Annotated in this window: 17 protein-coding genes and 4 pseudogenes; 9 read left to right on the top strand and 12 right to left on the bottom strand. The window is 41.5% G+C overall.

The window, feature by feature from the left end:
- Positions 1–70: 70 nt before the first annotated feature.
- A complete protein-coding gene (locus tag ASL14_RS03715) occupies positions 71–1039 on the top strand; it encodes a LacI family DNA-binding transcriptional regulator (protein ID WP_134910500.1) in 969 nt (322 codons plus the stop codon).
- Between the two features lie 901 nt (positions 1040–1940).
- Here the strand turns inward: ASL14_RS03715 and ASL14_RS03725 are convergent.
- From ASL14_RS03725 to trxA, 3 genes are all read right to left on the bottom strand, one after another.
- Positions 1941–2270, bottom strand: a complete 330-nt coding sequence (locus ASL14_RS03725) for a thioredoxin family protein (protein WP_134910501.1) — start codon at positions 2268–2270, stop codon at positions 1941–1943.
- 530 nt (positions 2271–2800) lie between these two features.
- Complete coding sequence (locus ASL14_RS03730; protein ID WP_134910502.1) at positions 2801–3466, bottom strand: ArsR/SmtB family transcription factor; 666 nt, start codon at positions 3464–3466, stop codon at positions 2801–2803.
- A gap of 233 nt (positions 3467–3699) precedes the next feature.
- Positions 3700–4017: a thioredoxin gene (gene trxA / locus ASL14_RS03735; protein WP_134910503.1), complete on the bottom strand. Its 318-nt coding sequence runs from the start codon at positions 4015–4017 to the stop codon at positions 3700–3702.
- Between the two features lie 378 nt (positions 4018–4395).
- Between trxA and ASL14_RS29455 the strand changes: the two genes are divergently transcribed.
- On the top strand, positions 4396–4653 hold the full coding sequence (locus tag ASL14_RS29455; RefSeq protein WP_442953218.1) for a hypothetical protein: 258 nt from the start codon (positions 4396–4398) through the stop codon (positions 4651–4653).
- An 887-nt stretch (positions 4654–5540) separates the two neighbouring features.
- On the opposite strand, the pseudogene ASL14_RS03740 reads toward ASL14_RS29455, so the two are convergent.
- A pseudogene (locus ASL14_RS03740) lies at positions 5541–5690 on the bottom strand (transposase); the annotation flags it as partial.
- A 194-nt stretch (positions 5691–5884) separates the two neighbouring features.
- Complete coding sequence (locus ASL14_RS03745) at positions 5885–6901, bottom strand: cation diffusion facilitator family transporter (protein ID WP_134910504.1); 1017 nt, start codon at positions 6899–6901, stop codon at positions 5885–5887.
- Between the two features lie 477 nt (positions 6902–7378).
- On the opposite strand from ASL14_RS03745, the pseudogene ASL14_RS03750 reads away from it, so the two are divergent.
- Positions 7379–7753 (top strand): annotated as a pseudogene (locus ASL14_RS03750) (zinc-binding dehydrogenase); the annotation flags it as partial.
- 320 nt (positions 7754–8073) lie between these two features.
- Here ASL14_RS03750 and ASL14_RS03755 read toward each other — a convergent pair.
- From ASL14_RS03755 to ASL14_RS03770, 4 genes are all read right to left on the bottom strand, one after another.
- The gene (locus tag ASL14_RS03755; RefSeq protein WP_223264316.1) at positions 8074–9642 is read right to left on the bottom strand and encodes a glycoside hydrolase family 32 protein; all 1569 of its coding nucleotides are present in this window, start codon (positions 9640–9642) and stop codon (positions 8074–8076) included.
- Between the two features lie 120 nt (positions 9643–9762).
- Positions 9763–11382 carry an ABC transporter substrate-binding protein gene (locus ASL14_RS03760; protein ID WP_134910507.1) on the bottom strand — a complete coding sequence of 540 codons (1620 nt, stop codon included), beginning with the start codon at positions 11380–11382 and terminating at the stop codon, positions 9763–9765.
- A gap of 18 nt (positions 11383–11400) precedes the next feature.
- Positions 11401–12282 carry a carbohydrate ABC transporter permease gene (locus ASL14_RS03765; RefSeq protein WP_134910508.1) on the bottom strand — a complete coding sequence of 294 codons (882 nt, stop codon included), beginning with the start codon at positions 12280–12282 and terminating at the stop codon, positions 11401–11403.
- A gap of 14 nt (positions 12283–12296) precedes the next feature.
- Positions 12297–13181: an ABC transporter permease gene (locus tag ASL14_RS03770; protein WP_223264317.1), complete on the bottom strand. Its 885-nt coding sequence runs from the start codon at positions 13179–13181 to the stop codon at positions 12297–12299.
- 504 nt (positions 13182–13685) lie between these two features.
- Here ASL14_RS03770 and ASL14_RS03775 point away from each other — a divergent pair.
- Entirely contained in the window at positions 13686–14753 is a 1068-nt protein-coding gene (locus ASL14_RS03775) for a LacI family DNA-binding transcriptional regulator (protein WP_134910510.1), read from the top strand.
- Positions 14743–15732 (top strand): annotated as a pseudogene (locus tag ASL14_RS03780) (carbohydrate kinase family protein). Before ASL14_RS03775 ends, ASL14_RS03780 begins: the two are co-directional and overlap by 11 nt.
- A 182-nt stretch (positions 15733–15914) precedes the next feature.
- Here ASL14_RS03780 and ASL14_RS03785 read toward each other — a convergent pair.
- Positions 15915–19525, bottom strand: a pseudogene (locus tag ASL14_RS03785) (GH32 C-terminal domain-containing protein).
- A gap of 1196 nt (positions 19526–20721) precedes the next feature.
- Here ASL14_RS03785 and ASL14_RS03790 point away from each other — a divergent pair.
- Together ASL14_RS03790 and ASL14_RS03795 are read left to right on the top strand one after the other, a co-directional pair.
- A complete protein-coding gene (locus ASL14_RS03790) occupies positions 20722–21630 on the top strand; it encodes an arginase family protein (protein WP_134910511.1) in 909 nt (302 codons plus the stop codon).
- A gap of 113 nt (positions 21631–21743) precedes the next feature.
- Positions 21744–22367 carry a TetR/AcrR family transcriptional regulator gene (locus ASL14_RS03795; RefSeq protein WP_134910512.1) on the top strand — a complete coding sequence of 208 codons (624 nt, stop codon included), beginning with the start codon at positions 21744–21746 and terminating at the stop codon, positions 22365–22367.
- A 79-nt stretch (positions 22368–22446) separates the two neighbouring features.
- Here the strand turns inward: ASL14_RS03795 and ASL14_RS03800 are convergent, their stop codons facing one another.
- Both ASL14_RS03800 and ASL14_RS03805 read right to left on the bottom strand, forming a co-directional pair.
- Positions 22447–23169 (bottom strand): DsbA family oxidoreductase, encoded by a 723-nt coding sequence (locus ASL14_RS03800; RefSeq protein WP_134910513.1) that lies wholly within the window; start codon positions 23167–23169, stop codon positions 22447–22449.
- Positions 23170–23212: 43 nt separating this feature from the next.
- Positions 23213–23860 carry an NAD(P)-dependent oxidoreductase gene (locus ASL14_RS03805; RefSeq protein WP_134910514.1) on the bottom strand — a complete coding sequence of 216 codons (648 nt, stop codon included), beginning with the start codon at positions 23858–23860 and terminating at the stop codon, positions 23213–23215.
- Between the two features lie 357 nt (positions 23861–24217).
- Between ASL14_RS03805 and ASL14_RS03810 the strand changes: the two genes are divergently transcribed.
- Positions 24218–24943 (top strand): AzlC family ABC transporter permease, encoded by a 726-nt coding sequence (locus ASL14_RS03810; RefSeq protein WP_134910515.1) that lies wholly within the window; start codon positions 24218–24220, stop codon positions 24941–24943.
- Positions 24940–25269: an AzlD domain-containing protein gene (locus ASL14_RS03815; RefSeq protein ID WP_134910516.1), complete on the top strand. Its 330-nt coding sequence runs from the start codon at positions 24940–24942 to the stop codon at positions 25267–25269. Before ASL14_RS03810 ends, ASL14_RS03815 begins: the two co-directional genes overlap by 4 nt.
- Positions 25270–25272: the final 3 nt, after the last annotated feature.

Consider the following 25272-nt stretch of genomic DNA (forward strand, 5'->3'; position numbering starts at 1 on the left):
CTCTGAAGTCCTTTTTAGTTAAGACAAACCTAGGAAACATAATATGATTTCTCTTAAGAGGTGGTTAGAAGTGGCGAATATTCAAGAAATTGCTCGCTTAGCGGGAGTATCCACAGCAACTGTATCACGAGTAATTAATAAACACGGCTACGTAAGTGATTTAACCAGACAAAAAGTATTAGGAATTATCGAGGAGCTTGATTATGTCCCCAATGCTAATGCGATCTCTCTAAAAAAGGGTGAAACTCGTCAGATTGGAATAGTGACGGTCTCCTTTAGTCCCATTATTATTAATTTTGTTCGTGCATTCACTCTTTTTGCTGAGAAAAACGGATTTATCATCACTCTTTTTATCACGAATGGAGAACCTGAAAAGGAGCTTATCGCCCTGGAAATGCTAAAACGGAAGCAATTAGATGCTATCGTGTGTTTGATACGGTCCAATGAATGGGATGTCATTGAATCCTATGCCCGGTATGGTCCCATTGTTATATGGCAACGTCTTCAAAACGAGAATCTTCCTTCTGTGTTTATGGATCAATTTCATGCCTATTGGACAGGTCTTGAATATCTTCATTCCAAAGATTACCGAAAAATACTTAGCATATATCCGATGTCCAAAGGACTGAATACAAAGGAACGCATTCGTGCCCATACAGAATTCGTTAAAAAACACAATCTCATGGCGTATCCATTTCCTCATTTCGAAGATAAAACTTTAGTTCGTGATGGGGAGAAGCTTGCTAAATGGTGGGTATCGCAGGAAGACCGACCTGATGCTATTTTTTGTGCCAATGATGAAGTGGCAGCTGGTCTTATGACAGCCCTGCGTCGATTGGGATTTTCCATTCCGGGAGATTTGGGGATTATGGGCTTCGATAATACGGAGGTGGCTCACTTGCTCGATTTGACAACGATTGACTATCCTATCGACCAGCAAGCTGAGAATGCATTTCTCATTTTGCAAAATAGGTTGAATAACACCAAAAACAGGCTAAACACTTTAACATACAAGTTAGTTGAGCGAAGATCGACATAACGTAGTATCTTATACAGGCGTATGGTAAATCCTACAGTACATTAAAAAAACCACTTGTTCAAATTGAACAAGTGGTTGTTTATTAACCCTTTCTCACATACGTTACCATTGCATAACATCGTATTCAGGTTGAATTCTAGTCGTGGGATTGAGATTAAAAAGATTAAACCAGACTCACCATATAATTTAACGCGCGAGTCGTAAGCTACCCACCCATAGGATTATATCTTCACTCAGAAATATTCAGGACAGCACGGAATCGAGTCGATGCTGACATCATTTTATCGTATGCTTCGCTAGCACGTTCTAATGGGAATGTCTCAATCATGGGGCGAGTATCAGTCAGGATACTAAAATTAATCGTTGCTTGTATTTCTTTAGCTCCGCCTGTAAACGTACCTTTGACAGTGTTAGGCCCTTTCAAAAAGTCCATCGCTGACAATTCTAATTGATCACCAGAACCCGCCACAATGATTAGTTCGCTGTCTTGACCCAACCCGTTTATCAGAGATGAAATGGCTTTAGCGTTAGGCGCAGTACTACAAGTTCAGCTGACTGAAGTGCACCTTTAAGATGTCACCAAATTCTGTACTTGCTTGCTTCTGTTCCAGCAAAGGCAATTTTATTTTTCCATTTCCCAGATGCAGTATAGGTCCGTAATGTGGAAAATTTTGAAGTGGAATACGATCTTCGGATATAGCCGTATCGACATCCGCAGATCAATCTTTATAAATAATAGTCCTCACTTTTTTTGCTGACGGGCATCAGATTTCCTTGTTCTGTAAGTAAATTGGCAGCTCGCAGGTCACTTAAACCAGCACCAATAATAATCACGGGATTCTTCATTCTTTTCTCCATCGTATTAAATAGTTTTATTTTCATGTTGATATTACTTTAGAATTTATACCGCATTGTACAACTGTTCTAATCGTGCTTCTAATTGTTCAAACTGAACAAACCGTCCTTCACGAAGATATTCCTTTTGATCAAAAAATAAGATGATCGTGGGAACTGTAAAAATCAATAATTTGCCTGCAACCGCCTCTACCTGACTAGCATCTATATGCGCAAGTTTTATTTCTGGATAGGTGTTGAGTAATTCTTTTAGTTTGGGATAAATTGCATGACATACATTACAATCCTCTTGAGATACATATAGCATACTTAATCGGTTATTTTGGATAAACGTATCTATTTCATTCACTGAAGTTATTTCTTGGACATTTATCATTAATCTCCCGCCTTACTGTATGTTATTCGGAACTGAATGGCTCCAGATCCAATATTATTCAATGCAATATTGTTCTAATTTACTTTTCTGACCCATTCAATTAATTGAGAAACTGGATCTACTAATAAATACAAATCATGAAATCCCTGTTTTCGTAAAATACGTACCGCTTTTTTTCCTTTAAAATATTAATCGGTCAATATAATTACGCTATCTTTTGGAGACAAATCTTTTCCCCAAACAAAAGGCAATCGCCCTATGGAGATATTGATGGATTCCGGAACATACTCTTCTTCAAAATCGGAACTATCTCTTAATGTCAAGCCATTTAATATGAACAGGCACCTGGATTGGGTTTGATTTTAAAGATAACATCTTACACCGCGGAGGAAGCGAAAATGTTGAATTAGCCAGTAAATTAGCAAAATTATTTAATGATTAAATTTCAGTTTTATCAACTCTCTAAATCAAACTTTAAAAGTTAAAAGTACTATATTTTCCACTTGCATCTTTTATTAAAATTTCGTTCCTCATTCTCCATCGTAAGCATTCCACTCTCGGGCTCCTTCTTCTATTCGATACGCTGTGAAGCCCTGTTTTTGAATATAATCAACAGCTTGAGATGCAAGAGAACAATAAGGGCCCCGACAGTATGCAGCAAGTTCTACATCAGCTTTATTTAATGTTTTTAGGTATTCTTCCAACTGCTCTAAAGGTACAGATATAGCACCTGGGATATGAGATGTTTTATACTCCTCAACTGGTCGGAGATCTATGAGAACCATGTTATCCTGCTTCATTTTTGCCAATAGGTCGTTTTTTGTGATACTTTGAACACCTATATATTGCCTTTTCAACTCATCTTTAATCTGTTTTATGTCAGAGAGTCTGTCTTCACACAAATTCCATAAAGAGGACAAAAAATGAGTTACAGATGAATCACTAATATTATATATAACGAAAGTACCTTTCTTTTGAAATCTAACCAATTTCCCTTCCAGCAAAATTTGTAAGTGACGGGATACATTCGCAACACTCATACCAGTTTGTGTAGCCAAACTTTCAACAGATTTTGGTCCGTTTGATAAGAGATCCATGATCTCAAGTCTTTTGTCACTGGATAAACATTTCCCAATTCGAGCAAATTGCTGATATAAACGTTCTTTAATATCCGATTCAGGACATCTACTTTCCATTGGAACCTCCTCTTTGTTGCAATACATTAAATTTTCGGGTATGCCTTCCTTTCTCACTATTATGTCCAAGTATAAAATAGCAATCCAACATTTACTTTCCGTTCATTTTGGTTCTAGCTCAAAAATCCACTTAATAAATTGAAAAAAACGACGGTTCAGAAAAATCCAAATCCGTCGTTCTCTTCACATGTATTTCAATGATTATTACAAAAATGGATTTGTTGAATACTCTGTTAATTAAGCAATCCTAGAATTTTTTCTCTAAGAGCTTGCTTTTGCTCGATCCCCACCATTGTCTCAGCCAATTTACCATCTTTAAATAAGAGTAGCGTAGGAATACTTCTAACTCCAAATTGTTGAGCCAATTCGATTTCTTCATCAACGTTGACTTTGGCTACTGTTGCTTGTCCAGCCACATCATCAGCTAGCTCATTTACGATTGGAAGTTGCACTTGACAAGGTGGACACCACGGTGCCCAAAAATCGACTAGTGTCACTCCGCTGTTAATGTTCGATTCAAAATTCTGTTTTGTTAAAGATACTGCTCCCATAAATAGAATCCCCCTCAATTAATTTATCAATTATTCAATAGATTAATTGAATTATACTTTTGAAATTGAATTAAGTCAACGTTTTAATATCTATTCTTTATATCTCAGAACAGAACTTAAGTTCATTTTTCAGCACCTGTATTACTTTCCTGTTTAAACTACTAAGTCTATTTTGTTCTTAAACCAAAAAGCCGGAGACCTTTTGATTTAGATCAACGGCTAAAGATTCAACTTATTTAAGATTTTAATTAACTAGGACGTGTCTTCAAACTCAAGTAATCCACACCATATTGCTGCCAAGATTAAATAAAGCCCTTATGGAAAAAAAACGATAATAACCGCCCTATTCCACAGCCAAGGAAAACGGAGCTGCTGGCTTTGGTTCATCTTGTATACCCAGACTGGAATTTTACGGATCCAGATGAAGTGATCAAACCCCCTAATCTTCGCCTGGATTCTGAGAAATGGGTTCGAATTCATTTCTCAGAGGACAAAGAAACGATACCCGAGTTAGTAATTGGATTTATTGCTAAGCTTTACGATAGCCCGCTTCGTCCCTTTTTACTTAGCAATACTGGCGAGACGTTGTTTCTGTATTGTTGTAGATCCGATCTAATCTTTTGCATACGAGGTTAACTTCTCCTGCAGGTCTAAACTATGGTGACTACTTGTAGAAACAGGCTCTTGAGCAGCAATTTAGCCTGCTTCTAGCGGTAATTTTCGTTATATTTTTTTGTAATAACCTCCATATTCAAACATTTTTCCGCTCGTGAAATAAGAGAAAAATCACAGAATCAAATCCCAAACTGGGAACTCATCTGTGATTTTGCTTTTCTTGAATATTTTCGCTTTGGCCTGTCTATTTATTTCATGTAGAACCATATTTCAATTACACTGAAATGAAACCACCCACTGGTATGTAAATTATATATCTTTATAATTAATCTTAATCTCCTCTCTTTTCATTTTCGTCATCAGTATACCCGTATATCAAACGAAATACACAATTTACATATCTAATATTTCTCAAAAATTAATAAACAAAATGAAAAAACTGATGGACACTTTTTCACCCCAGCTTAACAAATACAATCTAAAAACAGGCTTGTTAATTATCTAAATATCCCCTAAAGCTAAAGACAAACTTTTCCTGAGTATCGATGGATGTAGCTTCCAAATAGCAGAAAGAGATTTGAATGAGGGCAATATTCCCAAAAACGGTTAACCATTTCATCTACCATCCATAACGTAAAAACAGCCCCGAATTAGGAGAGTCCTGCAAACCCTCGCTTATATAGTTGTGAAAGCTCAGACTGGAAAAATGGATACGATGAGACGAAAAAAGCAGCTTCATCCTCCATCCGAGGATGAAGCTGCTTTTGCTCTATTAGCTTCACCTCCGTTTCGCGTTTACAACGAACTCGGTGAGGTAACACGTTTTTGTGTTCAATGATCGGCCTACGCTTGATCCATTTCTTGAACGTATCGCTAAGGCCAAACTCGATCTGTCAGCGGATCCTCCGATTAATCCCGATGGACCACTTGTAAGCCAGATTCACTTGGGCTTCCTGAATTATTCGGTCATCCGCGAGATTGTATAGGATCTGCAAAAACAGCAAGCGAAACAGCAGCTCCGGCTCGTTTACCGGCCTGCCGTAATACTTGCAGTAGTTAAGAATTAGTTCCGAACTTGAATGTAGGCCAGACACCTTTTATTAAAAACTCATTATAAAAGTCATCTTGATTTGATTGACTTCGTTTCCATAAGAAGCAGAACAGCCTCATCACACTATGGAGTGGAGAGGCCGCTTATAGGGGAATAAATTCATTTCGTCTACAGCGGTTGATGTTGACGATTCCGTGTCCATCAATGGTGATGATGAGCATGCGCATCCGGGACATCGGCTTTGACGGTACATAAAATGGAGCTATCGTGAGCATGCCGTTCGGACTTAACTTGTAAGGTCACGTGCCAGATTTCTTTGTGTTCCAGCATGTGTTTGATTTTTTTTAGAATCACTTCGGTTTCATAGATCGATTTTTCTCCGTTAACGACAACATGAGCAGTAAGAGCGTTCATGCTGCTTGTAATGGACCAAATGTGTACATCATGGACTCCCTTAACACCATCTACCCTTCGGATCGAATTGACAATTTCGTTCATATCAACATTTTCGGGCGCCCCTTCCATCAATACATGCAAGGACGATTTTGTGACAAAGTAACCGCTGCGTAAAACAAGTCCCGCGACAATGACACTAGCAAGCGGATCTGCCCAACCCCAGCCAAAGAACATCATCATAAGAGCTGCGGCAATGGCGCCAACTGACCCCAGCATATCACTGAGCACGTGCAAATAGGCACTGCGCATATTCAGGTTTTCCTTGGTGTCACTTCCACGCATCATAATCCACGCAACCAACAGATTTATAAGCAATCCGATGGAACTGATAATCAACATGCCAAAGGTGGCTACTTCCGGAGGATTCATGAACCGCTCAATCGCCTCATAAAAAATGTAGAGTGAAATGCCGATCAACGTAACACCGTTAAGGGCTGCGGCTAAAATTTCAAATCTCCTGTAGCCGTATGTTTTCCCTGTGTTTACAGCTTTGGAGCCAAATGTGAATGCAAGCAAAGCCACCCCTAAAGCGATGGAATCGGACAACATGTGACCCGCATCGGAAAGCAGAGCCAAGCTGTTAGTAATCACGCCTCCAACCGTTTCGATAATCATATACGCCGTAATAATGATGAATGAAATCAGGAGTACTTTTTTATTGTTGGTATGTACATGGTTATGGTTATGTCCATGGTCATGACCGTGATTGTGTACGGACACCGTTATCCTCTCCTTAAACAAATTGAAATTATATAAACACATGATCAACTGTTCATATGTTTTGATTAGCCCTATTATATTTGTTCCCGATATAGGTGTCAATCCTCATTCTTGATTGAACGAAATCTGAGCCTAAGGTGGAAAATATATGGGACAAACACGCAGAAATATGCCGAACTGCATCGGAGCAGGGCAAGGAAGCCCTCTTATAGGTTACCCCTTCGGATCTCGTTGGCAAGTTCTTTTACCGTCACCAACCGAGGTAAAGAACTTTCAACGACACAACTTTTCTAGTGGTATTCCATTAGGTGCATACCCAATTATTCAAAGCTGATTTGATTCAGCACATTATCCGCTGCTCACGTCTCTAACTTTGGTAGTCCATTCTTGGCTGAATTGATAACTTGTTCCCACTCGGTTAACCTATTGCAGGATTGTCCGATACCTGCGTTCGATTCCAGTGAGCAATAAATAATGAACGATTTTTATATTTCTATTCATTAGTATACAAATCGCTTCAACTGGAACGCCGGACCAGGTAAGAAAGTAGCTATTTGGGGAATGGGGAGGCTTGGCCATCTGGCTGTTCAGTTTGCCCATACGATGGGTGCTGAAGTAACTGTCCTGAGCCATAGTATGAACAAAAAAGATGAAGCTCTTACGTTTGGCGCGAATCACTATTACGTAACCAGTGATCCCACCACGTTCACTGAGTTGGCTGGTAAATTTGATCTTATTTTAAACACAGTGTCTGCAAATATCAACGTTGATGCCTTTCTATCCATCCTTAGTATGGACGGGTCACTTGTAAATCTTGGTCTGCCAAACAAGCCAGATCAACATAATGTTTTCTCCTTATTTGCTGGGCGTCGGAGTATTACGGCATCAAACGTTGACGCTTCAATAGGAAGGGAAAGAATGGGAATTACGGAAGCAGCACAAAAGTATCATGAAAGAATGCCTCCAGGCTATGAATATTGCTCCGTGGTCGTCTTTTGAGTTCCGCTAATTTTCCAATGATACGAAAACACCCGATACGGTTGTGAGCCGACCGGGTGTTACATGTCTTGGTAGAAAAATGTTACTTTAATTAGTTTTGGGGACGAAGTTCTGATACGGATGTAACCCGTATCAGAACTTCGTCGAATCAAGCCAATGCTTAACGAGTTCTGTCTTGAGATAATTTCAATTTGAATGATAACGATAACTAACGTTTAAACAGTATCATTTCCCCAAATGCTTACTAGATCATTGATTTGAAGCGATACGACCCTTAGTTCTCCGCCAATAGCATAGAGTTCCAGCCCCCTGCTTTCCAAGTCCGGGAAAATCATGTCTGAAATAATTGTTTTTCCATTATTGCTGAAGACTTCAACACTTGACCAATCCATGTAAATGTTCAACTGTATCCTCTCATGCTCTGGCTTCATAGGGGCCTTGTGTATTGCTGTGAAATCGGAATGAAAATCAATGGCGCTCGACTTCGTCCGATCGACGAACAACTCCCTATTCGAGATATTATATCCAATGATCGTCTCCTGATTGGAAGACTTCCGCACTTTGAACCCGAATTCCACGGCAGTACTGATTTCAAATTCTGCAATAATTTCTGCCTTTGCAGCAGAAATATCAGATAACACGTTCATACCTGGCTTAATCGTCAAGTCTTCCAGAGACAAAATCGGTTTTCTGAGCTGACTTAATTCCCTTATGGGTGCTTGGATTAGGCGAAGTCCCTCCGGATAAGTCCTAAGCTGTAGCTCACGGGGAATTGACATCTTGCCACGCCATTCCTCTGAAGGTAGCGTGGTAGCATAACGCCAATTGTTCATCCAGCCTACCCAAATCTTTCGTCCGTCCTCGTTTGAAATGCCATTCCAGGTCACGGCCGCGTAAAAGTCTGATCCGTAGTCTACCCATTTAATAGCATCGAAAGATTCCAGCGTTTCATCCAGAGTAAATGCTTTACCGTCAAAGTTGCCTATGAAATACATCATGCCAGAACCGCCTGCTGGTGGTTCCGGATCGTCTGGATTCACACCATTTCTATCCCCCACGCTTAGCATCAGAATCCACTTCGTGGTATTATGATCCTCATCCACTTGGATTCGAAATATATCAGGACATTCAAATATCCCTCGATGTATATGCGGAATGTCGGAACCGAATTCGCTTGCAAAAGACCATTCTTTAAGGTTTGGAGATGTGTAAAATTCTACACGTTCTCTTACGGCAAGAACCATGATCCACATCGACGATTCATCATGCCAAAACACCTTCGGATCACGAAAGTCTAGCGTTTCCATTGGGAATAAAACCGGGTTACCTTCATATTTTGTCCAGGTTCGACCTTTATCCCTGCTGTAAGCAATGCTTTGCACCTGCGGCTTGCCGGGCTGAGCCCTGTTGCCCTCATTCGTATAAATGGCAACCAATCCTGATCCTTGCTCGTCAAAAAATCCGCTTGTATTGTTCTTATCCACCACCGCACTCCCCGAGAAGATCGCTCCGTCCTCCCCGGGCGGAATTGCCGGCGGGAGTTCGTCCCAATGTACTAGATCCTTGCTCACTGCATGCCCCCAATGCATGCGGCCAAAGTCAGGTTCCGTATCATGGGGTGTATGCTGGTAGAACAGATGGTACTCTCCCTCATAGAATACCAAGCCGTTGGGATCGTTCATCCAGTTTTTTTCAGGTGAATAATGAAATTGAGGCCTGTATGTCTCCTTATAATAACTGATTCCTGATCCTTTTCTGCTGCTATTGTCATCCGTTAGGTGCATCTCTTTAATGGTATCCACTCTCCCTTTGATTGTTGATAAGGTATTTAACAGAATTGTTTGATTTTGCTCGTCGACCGAGAGTACCTAAAATAAATCACTCCCTACCACCTTTTGTATGTTTCAGCCTTGATCTTTAAGATATCTGTCATAGCCTTTCTGTTTGATTTCCAGCCATTTGTCCAGTCCCAGTCTGGAAAGCTCAGCTTTATAATCCGCCCATTCTTCTTCCACTTTGCCTGTTTTGATCCATTCCGCCCGTTTGCGGTTGACGTAAGCAAACAAGTCGGTTTCCAGTGTGGAGAGCTGCTTCTGATCCTCCAGCGAGAAGAAGACTTTCGGGAAATTGTGGTCAGCCTTCATATAAGGAACAAGTCTTTCCTTTATGAGCGTAAGCCGTCCCACTGCATCGTCAGGCTTGGTCGTCACGGTTCCGTAATACTCATCAAGAATTGCTAATGGACCACCGATATTCGTTTTTTGACGCAGCTCGACAGGGGCAGTTCCCTTAAGCGGAAGATGCTTCAGCGTATGATTCGCTTCATCGTATTCAAAAATATTCTGCTGAGTTTTGTCGCCGTAGGTGCCCCAGTTGTCCTGTACGGACTGGATAGGATCATATAGCTGGTCAATCCATTTTGCCGTAAGCTCGAGATTTTTGTTGGCGCTGGTAATCACCATTCTCCCCCGGTCAAAGCCGAGATTGTTTGTCCGGGTCACATTGACTTTACCGCTTGGTCCCGCGAGCGGATTCATCAAATCATATTTATCGTTGTCTCCTGAAATATTCGCCTTATCCCATTGGAAGTAGAGACCATACTTTTCATTCTGGCCTTTGGCGAGATACGTGTTATAATCCTGCTCGAAAGACTCCTCGTCGATCAGGTTCAATTTATATAGCTCATTAAGGTATTTAATCCCGTCTTTATAACCGTCCTGATCTGCAGTGAAGACCACTTTCCCCTCATTGGTCACTACAGTATGATCGCCATTGTCTCCAAGACCGAATGATCCGAACAGAAAATTCAGGTCCTCATTGCCGTTATTGAGTATAAAGGATAGCGGGATTTCATCCGCTTGGCCATTTCCGTTAGGGTCGCCATTTTTAAATGCGAGCAGGACATTTTTTAAATCCTCGGTGGTTTTTGGCATTTTAAGTCCCAGCTTTTTCAGCCACTCCACATTGATCCATGGCATGTCGTTTACAGAATGAATGCTCTCCTTCTCAGAACCCAGCTCTTCAATCCAAGGAAAGGCATAAATGTGCCCGTCCTGTGCGGTTATCATGGATCTGTACTCAGGTGCTTCCTTCAATACCTTCTGCAGATTCGGCATATATTTTTGAATCAAATCCTCTAAAGGGACAATGGTTCCATCCTTTCCGAGGTTCAACAAATCGTAATCGGAATACCCGGCATCCAGTATGGCATCTGGAAGATCTCCGCTGGCAACAGCCAGGTTTCTTTTTTCAATGAAGGAATCGGAGGTGAAGTTGGTAAAATCGATATGCACCCCTGTTTTTTCTTCCAGTCTTTTATAAATCAGCTTTTCATTTGGATCGGAAGGTGCCAGCGGCGAGCTTTGAGTCATAAAATGCAAGGTAACTTTCTCTTTAAGCGGCAGAGTGACATTTTCCAGCTTGTAATCTTCGGATGCCGCAGAATTATTGCCTGAACCGCCACATCCGGCAAGCAGTGAAGTAGAAAGTACCAGCACAGACAAGGTTAGTAATGTTTTTTTCATCTCTATTCCCCCGATTTGTTATTTGATCGAGCCTACCATGACACCCTTTTCGAAATACTTCTGGAAGAATGGATACATGACAATCAAAGGCAAACTTGATATGACAATGGCAGAGTATTTAATCATTTCGGACAATTTCTTAAGCTCCGCTTGCGCCAGCGCATCGGCAATCATACCGGGCTGAACCTGATTCTGTATCAAAATGGAGCGCAGCACCAGTTGAAGCGGAAACAGCTTCGGATCATCCAGATAAATCATGGCGTCGAAATAAGAATTCCACTGTCCGACAAAAGCGTATAAAGCTAGAACAAAAATAATAGGCTTCGACAACGGCAGGACGATTTTAAAGAAAATACTGAGCTCAGAAGCTCCGTCTATGCTTGCCGCCTGGAACAGCTCTTTGGGAAGCCCTTGGAAATAAGTCTTTGCCAGAATAATATTGAATACGCTGATCGAGCCGGGCAGAATAATGGCCCACACCGTATTTAACATGCCTAAATCCTTAATCACCAGATAGGTTGGAATCAGACCGCCACCGAAAAACATTGTTATCAGGAAAAAGATCATAATGGACCGTTTCCCTACCAGCCCTTCAATCGAAAGCGGGTAAGCCGCGAAGACGGAAAACAATACAGTTGCGAACGCAAAGGCTGCTGAATAAAAAATGGCATTAAAAAAACCGCGGATCATGGCACCGTTGCTTAGGATTTTGGCATATCCCGTGAGTGTCCAGTCGGATGATGTAATGGCAAACCCTTTCGTAATCAGGGTATTTGGAGTCAAAAAGGACGAAAGCACCACATAAACCAGCGGTAACAGAATAGCGAGAACAAACAAACCAAGCAAAATATAATTGATGATGAGCAGAATCCGGTCCTTCCCGGTGTAATGAATATCCATGAATACCTCCTTCTTTAATACAGCCCTTCCCCTTCGTTCAGCTTCTTGACGACGGTATTTACGAAAATCAGCAGGACCACGTTAATCACGGAATTGAATAACCCGATTGCCGTAGAATAAGCATAATCGCCGGATTGCAACCCCACCTTGTATACATAAGTCGCGATGATTTCTGAGGTTGGCGTGTTTAGAGCGGTCTGCATCAGGTAAGCCTTTTCATAACCGATCGACATGATGCCTCCTGCAGCGAGAATGAATAGGACAGCCATGACAGGTTTGAGAGCTGGCAGATCAATGTGGAAGATTCTCTTCATCAATGAAGCGCCATCAATTGTTGCAGCGTCATGCAGCTGCGGGTCCACATTGGCTAAGGTGGCCACATAAATGATAGAGGACCAGCCCGCTGTTTGCCATATACCGGACAAAATATATACCGTTCGGAAATAGGCGGGATCAGTCATAAAAGAAATCGGCTTGCCGGTGAAGGTTGTTACCATAGCGTTCACTACTCCAGTCGGCGATAGAAAAACAAACAGCATACCGGCAACAACAACAACCGAGATGAAGTTAGGTGCGTATACAATAAGCTGAATATTCTTCTTGAGCTTCGCTCCTCGGATCAGATTTAGCATCAATGCCAGAATGATGGGTACTGGGAAACCGAGAATAAGACCGTAAGCGCTTAATTTAAGCGTATTCATTAAAATGTCGTAAAAATTTGGCGATGAAAGAAACCGCTGAAAATGTTCGAATCCAACCCATTCGCTGCCGATGATTCCTTTTCTTGGACTGAAATCTTTAAACGCAATAATTGAGCCGTACATGGGAACATACTTGAAAATGACGGTAAGAATTATGGACGGAAGCAGAAACAAATACAATATATAATTTCGAACCATGTAACTTAGCCAATGATTTCTTTTTTTTGTTTCTGAAGCCTTAACTCCCCTTTTTTGAGCGATCGAGTTTGCCAATCTTTTCCCCCCTACTGTTCACGGCTTGTTATTAAAGACAGTTATAAGCCATGTTATGTCATCTCTCTGACATAATTCACCAAGATGTTTTTCAAATACTTGCTGGTAATATCCCCACCTCCAACAGAGCTAGAATTTTACACCTCCCCAAAATGAATGGGTTTACATTTTACATTTGAACATTTTTTCTCTTACAATTTAACAGGTGATCATTGAATAAGTCAATACATTTCGGCAACTAAATTCATTCAAAATGCATGATTCAAGAGGAATGTAATATTTTTAGCACCAAATTTCTCAAAAATGCACCCAAAAATGAATAAATGTAAACTCTTTTTGTTCATTTGAATAATTTCATTGTTAAAGCATGAAAATACTATATATTAGAAATATGAAGAATCTTAATTCGGGAGAATAAGGTGGAACAATATGACGAGAAAGTCAAAGGTTACTATTCAAGACATCGCTGATGCCTTGGGAATTTCCAGAAACACTGCATCCAAGGCGCTTAATGGAGTAGAGAATATTCCTGCCGTAACGAGGGACAAGGTGATCAAAAAAGCAGTGGAGCTTAAATACAAACAATTTTCTTATATGGAAACAGCCTCTGAAAAACAGGGCAATATCGCACTTTTGACCTGTAATCTTCCCAATAGCTCACACTTTGGATCGCTGCTGATCAGCGGGCTGGAGAAGGAAATCAGCAACCAGGGCTATACTTTATCCATTTATTTTGTCCGTGAGAACGATATCAATACGATGACCCTACCCGGTAATTTCGAGCCTTCGAATGTGGCTGGCATCTTCTGCATCGAAATGTTCAGCAAGGAATACAGCAAGCTGATCACGGATCTTGGCATCCCAACCATTTTTATTGATTGCGCTGCAGATATGGTGTATCCGGAATTGAAGGCAGATCTGGTATTAATGGAAAATGAGCATAGCACATACTGTGTTACCCGGAAATTAATCGATCATGGCTATGAAAGCTTCGGTTTTGTAGGCGATTACAATCACTGCAAAAGCTTCAATGAACGCTGGACCGGATTTAATAAAGCCTTAGCAGAAGCAGGAATCGCCGTAGATCCTGCCTATAGCATTGTAGCGCCGGACCGCAACTTCTTTATAGAGGAGAACTGGATGGAACAGCAATTGGATGCCCTGAGGGAGTGCCCCTCCGTTTTTATTTGTGCCAATGATTTCATTGCCATCAGCGTGATAAAATCTTTGAAAAACAAGGGAATTAAAATCCCGGAGGATGTTGCTGTCTGCGGGTTCGATGATGCTTCGGAATCCCGGGTTGTCGAGCCCCATCTTACAACCGTGCATATTTACAGTAGTCAGATGGGTATTATTGCAGCCGAAATGTTATTGTCCAGAATCAAAGACAATACCATGCCGTACCGAGTGACCCATGTTGCAACGGATATCGTATACCGGGATTCGACGCCTGTTCTAAACTTAATCTACCAAGAGGTGAATCAATGTGAAAAATGACGGAACGGTTCTTTGTGTGGGCGAGCTGCTTATTGATTTTTCTGCACGGATATTGATGTCAATCTTGCCAAGGGTCAGCATTTCTCCAAGCAGGCCGGCGGTGCTCCGGCAAATGTAAGCGCAGCCGTAGCCAAACTCGGAGGAAAAGCGTCATTCTTGGGGAAAGTCGGAGCCGATCCCTTCGGTATGTACCTGAAGCAAACGCTGGAGGAGCAGCATGTGGATACGTCCATGCTCCTTTTGATCCGGCAACGCCGACTACACTGGCCTTTGTTTCCCTTGCCGCTAACGGCGAACGGGATTTCGTGTTCAACCGCGGAGCTGACCGTCAACTGTCTCTGCAGGACATTGATAGAGAATGGACCCGTCAGGCTGCCATTCTGCATTTTGGCTCGGCAACGGCCTTGCTCGCCGATCCTTTTCGGGAAGCGTATTTGTCTTTATTGGACGAAGCGAAGGCCAATGGGCAATTCACCTCCTTTGATCCCAATTATCGGGGGACCTTTGGAAAGACAGGCTGGAGGAATTTATCACACTATCAAGAAGAGGAATACACAATGCGGATTTGGTAAAAGTAAGCGAAGAGGAATTAAACATCATTACAGGGCTGGCTGACCGCAATGCTTCATTGGATCTTTTGCATGGGTTAGGAGCCAAGACGGTGGCAGTTACCTTAGGGAAAGAAGGAACTCTCATCTCAAACGGTACCTCCCGTTCGCTAATCGGCAGTATTACTGTCAAATCGATCGACTCTACTGGTGCCGGAGATGCCTTCGTCGGAGCAATGCTGTATCAAATCAGCCAGCTGAGTCAGCCTAAGGCATTTACCTCCAACGCGAAGCAGCAGCAGGAATTTGTGACACTTGCCAATCAAGTCGGCGCCATCGTGTGCACTAAAGTTGGAGCGATTGCAGCCTTGCCGTCGTTGGAAGAAGTTAATCGTTTCGTAGCGCAAGGTGAATCAAGGATTGAAGCATAAGAACAGCAAAAGGTGTCCGACGATCCTAAGGTTGCTATAATTCCCACTGATCCCCGCTTCCATACCGCCGCAACGAGCGCTACAGTCAGCCTTTAACAGCATTGCGTGATTTTAAAAAAGTTTGTGTCGCTGTGCGGCGACACAAACTAAATCCATAGAGATACAAATATCATTTTTCTTATTCATTCATCTTTATGTTTTAGTTTCACTTTAACTTCATTAAAAAAAGCCGTTGTATCCCATACATTGAGACCAAAGTATCCTTCTTTATAAGTTTGATCTTTTGTGTCGATAACTAATTTATTACTCAAATAAACCTTAGTGATATTGCCTTGCGCTTCTACTTTGAGATGATAATCTGTATTTGGCTGTAAATCCAGTTTTCCATCATTGTTATATGTCGCAATTTCATATCCGGTCCCATCAACAAATTTAATTAATTTTACAATATTATTTTTTATATCAACATTTGCTGCATACGAATTCTTTGCTGTTAAGTCAGAACGAAAAACCAATGAACCCGCTCCAATGGAGTTATCTATCAAATCTTTTTCAGCATTACCGGGGTGGGAATCTGTATCTGGCACGTTTATATTGGCTTCATATACAAAATTCCTGCCAGTCACTTTTGATACTATGAAAGCATCTCCCTTGCTCTGTCCCTGTTTTCCATGAATGGTGTCGGCCCACTTCCCGTTAACGGTGGTCCAACCTGATAAGTTGGATTTAAAAGAAGAGTTCTTTTCTTTCCATACACTCTTTAGAGGATATAGGTCCAAAGATTTCAGCTTTACATTTCCGCCCTTACTATAGATCTTTAGTCCTTTGCTTGCAGAATCCGCGAATATCTGATCGGTAATCACTGTCGTACCATCATTACCGAACACCTCTACAGCTGATCTGTCAACAATTACCTGCAATTTAACCGTGCCATTCTTAGCATGTAATGGTCCCTCATGCTTGCCAACTACATTACTTCCGTAATCAAAATTTCCTGAATGAGTACGGTCAACGAATAATTGCTCGTTGTAGACATCATAACCGACAGTAGTATATTGCTCACTTCCTTTACGGATTTCAAAGCCAAATTCTGTTGCTTCCGTATTTGATACATCAAACAAAGCGATCAGTTCAAATGTATCTTCTGATAAATTAGAAAGAAGATGGCTGTTACCCGATATCATTTTATTGGTATACGATATACGATCCCCTCTGTCACGAATGCTTTTTAGCGAAATAGGGGTTTGTTTTAAACGTAGACCCTTTGCGGTTTGAGTCAGCTCCATCTTCCGCGGCAGTGTTGTTGAACTTCTCCACGTTGAGGTGGGTGTATCGTTGGCATACTTCCAATTACTCATCCAGCCGAGCCAATATTTCTCACCATTCTCCCCTTCTACTCCACTCCAATCCACAGCAGCATAAAAATCAGCTCCATAGTCAGTCCATAACACTTTATCGGAGTTATTTTCATTTTTAAACGTTTTACCGTCAAAGCTGCCTACAAAATACTGCATGCCCGATCCGCCTGCTGGAGCACCATCATTTATACTTACCTGTAGGACCCACTTTCTTTTTGAAGGGTCGCCATCAACCGGCAATTCGACTAACGTAGGACATTCCCATATTCCTCCGATGCTGCCGTTTGTGGAAGGAATCCACTGTCCAGAAACAGCGGACCAATCTGTGAGGAGTCCGCTTTGTTTCATATCTGTTTTCTCTGGCTCTTTTGCAACCTGGTCAACTTTATCCGATATGGTCCCTTCATTATAAACATTAACATCATCAACATTTATATGACCGTAACCATCTTTGGCATGGTCTACTACCTTGATATATAACACTTCACCAATATATTTGGACGCGTCCCATACGTATTTTGAATATTTTTCTTCATTAAATTTTGTATTGGCCTGGCGGATCAATTCTTTATCGTCGGCTGCTCTGACCAATGATACATAGGTATTATCGCCATCATCGCCTGCTCCTAACAATAGATTGATTTCACCGGATCCGCTTAATTTAAAATAGGAGGAATGCAGTTCACCCGTTGCTTCATCTCCCTCGTGAAGCTTGGAATATCCCCACAAGTGATAATTCCCCTCATGTCCGAAGGATCCACCCCAATAAGTCGCTTCACTGGATACATGATCATCCGAAAAAGTATCACCCTGGGTCACAGTCCATCCGGTTATATCGCCTGTTTCAAAATCATGATTGGTGATTTCTTTCTCATCGGTCATGATATTTCTACCCAATTGAACATCCTGAAAAATCGCAGAAGAGTGCAAAAGATGTAATCCAAAATGGCCGGACAGGAAGGTTGCATCATCGATATCATGAATGAGATTTCCGTCCAGATACATCTTTATATTTGTTCCAAATGTGCTCACTTTTAAATCATGGCTTTGATAAGTATCCAGCGTTACTGTGGTTTCAGCCAGAACAGTTCTATTCCCGTCTTCCATTTTCACGATTTTCACTTTATCGTTTAAAGCATCGATACTCGCCATATATCCATTTTTCGCATCAGCATCCGTCCGGAAAACAAGTGATCCTGTTTCATCTCCTCCCTCTGACAAATCTATAGTCGCATTATATATAAAGTTGTCCCCAGTCTTACCACTTATGATAAAAGCATCATCTGCAGATGTACCGCTTTTCCCCTTCATGGTATCTTCCCACCGGCCGGTTACAGCTGTCCAATTAGATAGATTGGTTGCAAAGTTAGAGGTGTTCTTGAAATTCACATTTCGGAAGGAAGCTGTTGAATTCCAGGCGGTCAGACCGTAATAACCATAATCAAATTCAGTATCAGTTTCTTTAATTACAGACTGATCATCTACAAACACCTGAATGTCATGACCATATACGTCTACCTGCACGTTGTAAGTTGATGAGGTTCCTAGGGTTAAAGACTTGCTTGCAATTTCTGTATTCGATCCATCGACATTCTTATTTAAAGTAACGACATCATTTTTGGCATCCAGACTGACGACATAACCGTTTTTCGCATTTTTGTCAGCACGAAAAACCAGACCTCCTGAGCCTTCCCGGCCATTCTTTTATTAAGGGTAATATCTCCCTCATAGGAGAATGAAGCGCCTTCCTGTGAGGACATAGCGTACGAAGTGGTATCCAGACTGTTGGCCTGTATTCCGTTATCTTCACCAAATTCACTTGCATAGGTCCACTTTTTTAAATTGGGCGAAGTATAAAACATTACTTTATTCGCTGCGGCCAAAGACATCACCCATTGTCTGGAGTCTTCATGCCAGAATACTTTAGGGTCTCGCCAATCCGATATTGGGGGATCCGGCATTACTGGATTTCCTTCATACTTAGTCCAGGTTCTGCCTCTATCTAAGCTGTACGCAATGCTTTGAACCTGGCCGTTATCCTTGGAATGAGTAAAGATCGCAACCATCGCTTCTTTTCCGAACCCTGCTGTATTGTTCCAATCGATCACTGCACTTCCCGAGAAAATCTGACCGTTTTCATCCGGATATAACGCAATCGGTAAATGTTTCCAATTGATAAGGTCTTTGCTCACCGCATGACCCCAATGCATCGGTCCCCATGCCGTTCCGTACGGATGGTACTGGTAGAACAAATGATATTCACCCTTATAATAAACCATTCCATTCGGGTCATTCATCCAGTTAGCCTCGGGGGAAAAATGAATCTGATTACGGTATGTTTCATCATAATAACCAGGATCCGCAGCAATGGCGGGAGTTAAAGGTAGACCCATTACCATAAAAAAAATAAGCAGCACACTTAACTTCCTCTTCATATTCTTTCACATCCTTTTTTGAAATTTTGCATGTACTACGATACCGAAAATAAACCGCTTACATTTTCCTTTGCAACTCAATACCATGGATTCAAGCTGTATATCCCACAAAATTCTGGCCAAGGATGACTCCCTGACCGGCATCCAAAACACCGAGCGCGTATCCAATAATGCCTACAGCAAATAACGCAAAAATGAGAGCGATAGGCAAAAAGAAAATAACATTACACCGATTATGTGTCTCCCCCCTTCGTCTCTCTCATTTATTAGTATTGCAAGTTCCGTGCCAAACATCTGTATACATGCGGAAAATTCTTATAAACAACAAAAATCCCCGAGCCACCGGAGGTTTTTGCCAATCTGAACAGATCATTATTTATCATTCTCGCTGCTTTCATACTCATGCGAAAGCGCTTTATACTGTTTCACCCTTCCTGTGAAACAAAATTATACACTTCGCTCAACATTTCGCAAAAATAATATTTTTCGTCATCAGACAGTGTCAGATTCATACCGGAAACAAATATCCCGGAGTGGTTATTGTTCAGCAGTAGTTCCCTCAATGTCTGCTCACCGCTTGCTTGCAACAACATGAGTGAACGCAAACTAAAAACTCGATTTTCACAAAATTGCTCATTTTCTAACAAAAGACACTCTAACAATCAGATTTGTTGAAGTGTCTTTGTGCTCTGCTTTTGAGTCCCGCATTGGCTCCAAGGGCAGAAGGTACAATATACCTTTTAATATTTTCATTTTAACATTCTCGTTAGCAAACAATAAAAACGAAGCAAATGAACGTGAAATTGGAAGAGTTGCTAGAGAATATAAATGCTTTAATTGATAAAAAACTAAAGATGTCCGCTGTAATTAGTTTTGTCACTAATAGAGCCTATAACGACAATTTTTCTATATGTCGTGAATTGCCTTTAGTATATGAGCGTTTCTATCTTTCTTTTACTCTTTGTCTTAACTGCCATCGGCTTGCTCCTTCTTTATCAAAAAGAATCTTTCTCATTTGCTATAAAAATAATAAAAGATAAAAAAGCTTCCTTTAGAATTTCATGATTGTCATTGTATAATCAGCATAATTTCAAGTAGGCATTCTCTGTTATTTAGGGTTTGCAATATAAAAAGTAATCTTGTATCATTTTCAGTGAATGAACGATCACTAACTTAAATAAAAGGAGAAATGTCTTATGAATGAAATGGATACAAGCCGTACACTGCGTTTGTTATTCCCTCAATGGCAAGGAGGGAACAACCCTCCTTACGTTCTGGGAGCTCACTTGTTAAACTGGCTTGCTCCCATGTCCGATGGTCCTTTTGAAATAGTACCGGTGGATCTGAACCCTAATGTAGAAAAAGAACAAGGTATAATTGCAAGAAGTACCGTATTGCAACAAGCTAGATCAGCCAAAAGTCTAATTCATAAACATAATCCTGAACGTATCGTTGTCCTTGGAGGGGATTGCAGTGTAGAACTTGCTCCTTTTTCTTATTTAAATGAGAAATATGATGGAGATGTTGCTCTGCTATGGGTTGATGCTCACCCTGATGTCTCAATCCCTGAAGACTTTGAAAATCATCATGCTCATGTTCTTGCCAATTTGCTTGGTGTAGGTGATCAGGAATTTGTTGCTGAGGTTCCTCATCTTTTTAAACCTGAACAAATCCTATATGTAGGATTGAATGATATGTTCGAACCCCTTAACTCTGACCCAATGCGAAATATGAAATTGGATATTGTAGGTCCAGATGAAATTAAACAGGATAGTTCTAAAGTACTCGAATGGCTAGCTGAGAAAAAACCATCCAAGATTATTGTCCATTTTGATCTGGATGTACTGGATATGAAAGAATTCCGTTCCCTTCTGGTTGCTTATCCGGGAACATACGAGAAATACACCAAGAGCTTTCCACAAGGATCAAGTATGGAAACCATTATCCGAGTTTTGCAAGATGTGGCCCGGTCTTATGATGTAGTCGGTCTAGGGATCACTGAACATTTCCCTTGGGACTCTTATTTCCTGGCGAATATGCTGTCTCGTTTACCTCTGCTTGGAGATATTAACAATAAAGAGCGCCCAGCCTTTAATACGCTTTAATCCAAATACAGACTATGGTAATGTACATGGTATGATAGATGTACATTATTTCTCGAAGCAAGGAGGTTACAGGGATAAGAGTCAAGAAGATATCCCTGTACATTTGAAGTACAATGAATAACTCTGAACTGCCTAAATCGAAACGAATGAAACAAAAAGACGATAGCAGACGCTTGCTCATCGAGGCTGCTGTTCGATGTTTTTCACGCAATGGATTTCACAAAACAGGCATTGTCGAAATTGCAAAAGAAGCAGGCATGAGTGCTGGGAATCTGTATCGCCACTTTCCGAGTAAAGATGCATTTATTATTGCACTGGTGGAAGAAGAACAGCGCCATGCCTTAACCAAGATGGAATTTAAAGATACCGAAAAAGATCCACTCGGACAGATTTTGACGATTATCACTAGCTGTGTCAGTGACCCTGTATATCCTATGGACCAGAGATTATGGATCGAAATTTTGGCTGAAGCTTCACGCAATAAGGGTGTACGACATGTCTTCAATCAAAGTGATATCATCATGCGTGAATCATTCAAAAATCTGCTAATGAATGCTATTCGTGAGGAACAAGTTGATCCAGACTATGATGTAGAGACCCTTTCTCTCTGGTTGTATGCGCTGATTGACGGCCTTATTGCACGTACAGCCACTGACGAACAATTCAGTTTTGATCACCATATGAGTCAATTCAATCAACTGATTCGCCAAGCATTAAAACCCAAAGAGTTCCAATAAAAGAAACAGCGGCAGCTATAGACGAGAAAATAAAGTCCTGGACTGCCGCTGTTTTACGATTACTTTAATGGCGCCTCCGTCAACTGTTTTTTGGCGTACAATAACCATCCTCGCAAACATTGCCTGATTCTTGGTTTAGAGTCGCATCTAACGTCATCAGCGGATGTTCCTCGTCCCATGCTTTTTGCAGCGCCTCCAGAAATACTTCGCTTGATTGTGCTGCGCCTGAAATCGTATATTTGCGGTTGATGACAAAGAAAGGTACACCTTTAGCTCCAAGGTTGCTTGCTTCGCGCCCATCTGCTCGAACTTCATCCGCATATTGCGTGCTTTCCAGCATGTTGATCGTTTTCTCGCGATCCATACCGGCTTCTGCCGCTATGTCGGCCAGTGTGTCCGCGTCGCCGATATGCTTGGAATCTGTGAAATACGCTTTATACAAAAGCTCCAACACTTCCGCACTCTTGCCATAGGTACCCGCAAACTTGATCAATCGATGCGCATCGAGCGAATTAGTAGGGATTATTCGGTCAAATTGAAAATCCACTCCATCGCTCTTCGCTTGTTGGGCAAATTGTTTATGCATGGCCTTGGCTTCTTCCCTGCTGCCACCATGCTTTGAAACGTATAAGTCATGTACATCGTAAGCAGGGTATTTCTCGGCATAAGGATCTAGCTGGAAGCTACGGTACTCCACATTCACTTTATCTTTGGATGCAAACCGTCCCAGCCCGTCCTCGAAACGCTGTTTTCCAATATAACAAAATGGGCAGCCAATGTCCGACCAAATCTCTACTTTCATCTCGTTCCTCTCCCTTCACTTGATAAACAGATCGAATCATTTCTCAACTGTTGTATACAATCGGCATTTGATGAATTAAGGATGGCTCGGAAGCTGCATGATACATAAATTTAGCGATATTTTCTCGGGATACCCCCATCTTGGCTGGCTGATCGCCTAGCGAGTAAGCATAATGAACGTTTTCCTTATGCCTTACATTTGGATTAATAATCCGAACTACTGTCCAGTCTAAAGAAGATCGCTTGATGATTTTCTCAAGCTTTTTCATTTCGTGATAACCATTCGGAAACATCACTTTGGCCATAATTCCTGGTACAACTGTGGCAATCGAATTCCGATCCTTATCAGATTTCAAGGTTGGAGTAGCAAGTGTAATGAGTCGTTTCTTATTTAACTTTCTCATCGCATTTACAATAACCTCATGACCATCCGCAACAGGGGTACCTTTTAATTTTCTGGACGTATCGAGCGCGGGTCCCAATGTGCTAATGACGATATCAGCATTCGATAGTGCTTGTTCCACCAAGTCTTGATTAGATAATTGACCCTCGACAACATTTAGCTGCTCATGTTTCTGTCCAATTTTCCCCGCATTTCTAACATAAAGGGTAACGTTATCCCCGTTTTGAATTGTTACCTCAGTCAAAATTTTCCCAATTGCACCACTACCACCAAAAAGCGTTATGTTCATTAGTCGATCACCTCGATATTATATTGCTAGAATGTGCTGATAACTCAATAAGCATTTAGGTTACAACAAAATTTAATCGAACTTTCGTTGAATATATAACGTTCGTTGTTTATTATTATATGGATTATGTTGATTTCTTCAATCGCTAATAAAGTGATTTTTGTTTTATATTCAACGGATTCAAATAATTTGTTAAATATCTTCTGGAGGCTATACATTACTAATTACAACGGATACAAAAGTAGGCCCGTTCGCTATAGATGATGTTCACTATAACATACAAATGTATAATATATTGATTACTTTCAAGGTTCCGTTATATACTATAATGAAATTTAGAATGAAGGGAAGGTTGAAATGTCTATAGCTTCGGGGTTGAGCAAAACGGAGCGCGATCCACTCCACTTTTTACAAGGAGTCAAGGATTGTATCCCTACGTTGCTCGGTTATGTGTGTATTGGCTTCGCGGCAGGCATTGTGGGGGCCTCGTCAGGTGTTAGCACGATGGAAATTGCCCTGATGTCGGCGCTTGTCTACGCAGGAGCTTCCCAATTTATTATGTGCTCGATGCTGGCTACGGTCAGTCCCCCCTCTGTCATTATTTTAACGACTTTTATTGTAAATGCCCGCCACCTGTTGTTAAGCGCATCGTTGGCTCCTTATTTCTCAAAGTATTCATTGTGGAAAAATATAGGGATTGGTGTTCTTTTGACAGACGAATCCTTCGGGGTAGCCTCTGATAAGCTGGCCAAAGGTGGACAGATCAGTGATCGCTGGATGAACGGGCTCAATATAACTGCTTACCTCGTCTGGATTGCCTCCTGTGTGGCAGGAGGGATTCTCGGGAACTGGATTTCCCGGCCAGAGGCATTTGGTCTGGATTTTGCCTTGCTGGCTATGTTTCTGGCTCTGCTTATTTCCCAGCTGCAAAGCGTCCAGACCTCCAAGCTCAAGCACCGTCTGCTGCTCGTGCTGTGTATGGCAATCCTGATGTACCTTTTATCCTGGTGGGTGCCATCTCATATCGCCGTTATTGTAGCTACTATGATTACCGCAACGATTGGAGTGTTAACTGACAAATGAACATTGATCCATATGTCATGTACATCATTATCGGCGGTATGGTCGTCACAGCCATCCCGAGAATCATTCCCTTCGTCGTGCTGCAAAAGCTGGCGCTGCCCAAGCCTGTGCTCCAATGGCTGTCCTACATCCCTATTTGCATTTTCACGGCGCTCGTGATGGAACATCTACTCGTTCGAACGGAAGGCTCCGTCACTTTTAATTGGCAAGTGCTTATTGCGATCCTTCCTACACTGGTGACTGCCTTATGGAGCAAAAACCTGCTGGCTACCGTTGTTGTCGGTATTGTGAGTATGGCTGTCGTTCGACTGCTGTGGATGGGATAGAAA

The organism is Paenibacillus sp. IHB B 3084, from assembly GCF_001447315.1.
GTDB lineage: Bacteria > Bacillota > Bacilli > Paenibacillales > Paenibacillaceae > Paenibacillus.

Excerpts from the sequence above, each read along its gene's own strand:
- ASL14_RS03800 (WP_134910513.1), bottom strand. The coding sequence starts at position 23,169 with ATGAAAGTAGAGATTTGGTCGGACATTGGCTGCCCATTTTGTTATATT.
- trxA (WP_134910503.1), bottom strand. The coding sequence starts at position 4,017 with ATGGGAGCAGTATCTTTAACAAAACAGAATTTTGAATCGAACATTAAC.
- ASL14_RS03795 (WP_134910512.1), top strand. The coding sequence starts at position 21,744 with ATGAATAACTCTGAACTGCCTAAATCGAAACGAATGAAACAAAAAGAC.
- ASL14_RS03770 (WP_223264317.1), bottom strand. The coding sequence starts at position 13,181 with ATGGTTCGAAATTATATATTGTATTTGTTTCTGCTTCCGTCCATAATT.
- ASL14_RS03815 (WP_134910516.1), top strand. The coding sequence starts at position 24,940 with ATGAACATTGATCCATATGTCATGTACATCATTATCGGCGGTATGGTC.
- ASL14_RS03745 (WP_134910504.1), bottom strand. The coding sequence starts at position 6,901 with ATGTGTTTATATAATTTCAATTTGTTTAAGGAGAGGATAACGGTGTCC.
- ASL14_RS03790 (WP_134910511.1), top strand. The coding sequence starts at position 20,722 with ATGAATGAAATGGATACAAGCCGTACACTGCGTTTGTTATTCCCTCAA.
- ASL14_RS03755 (WP_223264316.1), bottom strand. The coding sequence starts at position 9,642 with ATGCACCTAACGGATGACAATAGCAGCAGAAAAGGATCAGGAATCAGT.
- ASL14_RS03730 (WP_134910502.1), bottom strand. The coding sequence starts at position 3,466 with ATGGAAAGTAGATGTCCTGAATCGGATATTAAAGAACGTTTATATCAG.
- ASL14_RS03810 (WP_134910515.1), top strand. The coding sequence starts at position 24,218 with ATGTCTATAGCTTCGGGGTTGAGCAAAACGGAGCGCGATCCACTCCAC.
- ASL14_RS03775 (WP_134910510.1), top strand. The coding sequence starts at position 13,686 with ATGACGAGAAAGTCAAAGGTTACTATTCAAGACATCGCTGATGCCTTG.
- ASL14_RS03765 (WP_134910508.1), bottom strand. The coding sequence starts at position 12,282 with ATGGATATTCATTACACCGGGAAGGACCGGATTCTGCTCATCATCAAT.
- ASL14_RS03725 (WP_134910501.1), bottom strand. The coding sequence starts at position 2,270 with ATGATAAATGTCCAAGAAATAACTTCAGTGAATGAAATAGATACGTTT.
- ASL14_RS03805 (WP_134910514.1), bottom strand. The coding sequence starts at position 23,860 with ATGAACATAACGCTTTTTGGTGGTAGTGGTGCAATTGGGAAAATTTTG.
- ASL14_RS03760 (WP_134910507.1), bottom strand. The coding sequence starts at position 11,382 with ATGAAAAAAACATTACTAACCTTGTCTGTGCTGGTACTTTCTACTTCA.